The following is a 974-nucleotide window of genomic DNA, read 5'->3' as shown; positions in this document are numbered from 1 at the left end:
CAGCGAGTAATAGACCTCCTCGGCCGAGCCACCCATCTCAGCCCGCCGCGCATACCACTTACGCGCGTTGGCGAAATCGCCGGAATCAAAGTAGCTCTGGCCCAAGTCGAACACCGACTTGACATCCGAGGGATTGCGCGCCACCTCAGCCAACAAAAAATCGCGATCACGGTGCAAGTCAAGCGGCACCGTCACGTACGTAGATTCACCGCCATTTCCGAAATGGATCCAAGACACCACCACGATCTTCGAACCAGACTCCGGCGGCCGAGCGATATGGTGATAGAGGTAATTCGACGGAAAGAAAAGAACGGTTCCCTTCTCGCAACGCTGTGAGAAGTCGAAGCCTGTAAACACCGTTTCGCCGCCCTCTGCAACATCGTTCAAATAGGCGACCACACTTACTTGTCGCGTCGCGGATGCGATACTCCAGGCATCGGCATGCTCGTGGAACCACTCCGGTCGATCGGGCGTCGACGGTTCGTACCGCACGACATTCGGTGCCTCGAGGCGTGTGCAGAAGTTCAGCGTTCTCGACGTCCCGCAGTAGTCCGCGAAGCATTCGCGCACAACACTGCAGAAGCGTAGTAACACGTCACCAACGACGGGTGTAAGGGAACAGCGCCGGTAGTCCAGGTCAAGCTCTTGGGCACCCGGTAGCGCGATCAGGTCAGCAGCCAGCGCGTCATCAATAGCACCTGGGTAAGTGCGCACGAACCGCGCAAGGTCCGACGAATGAGACGCAGCACAAAGTTCCATATCGCTGGAAAATATCACCGGCACAGTGTCGCGGTACAGAGGTCACGAAGTTGCCCGGGTATCATTTGACATGGCGGTCGCCCAGCCAGAGATCGTGAAAGTAAACGTTTTTCTTTGAGGTCGAGCAGCCCGCAAGACGAGGAATCGTCAATACCTGTGGATCGGGTGTTTCAGGCGACCTCCGTTTCGGTCGTGGTGGCGGCGTCGTCTGCCGG

At 57.6% G+C, this 974-nt stretch carries 1 protein-coding gene; it reads right to left on the bottom strand.

What is annotated here, in order from left to right; genetic code table 11:
* Window positions 1-783, bottom strand: a 783-nt coding sequence (locus tag BST27_RS30575; protein WP_211285338.1) for a 2OG-Fe(II) oxygenase, incomplete at its 3' end; no start/stop codon positions are given.
* Between the last annotated feature and the right edge of the window lie 191 nt (window positions 784-974).

The sequence above is a fragment of the Mycobacterium intermedium genome (genome assembly GCF_002086275.1).
GTDB classification, from domain to species: domain Bacteria; phylum Actinomycetota; class Actinomycetes; order Mycobacteriales; family Mycobacteriaceae; genus Mycobacterium; species Mycobacterium intermedium.
Note: the sequence above shows the minus strand (reverse complement) of the source record. Positions and strands in the feature narration are given on the sequence as shown.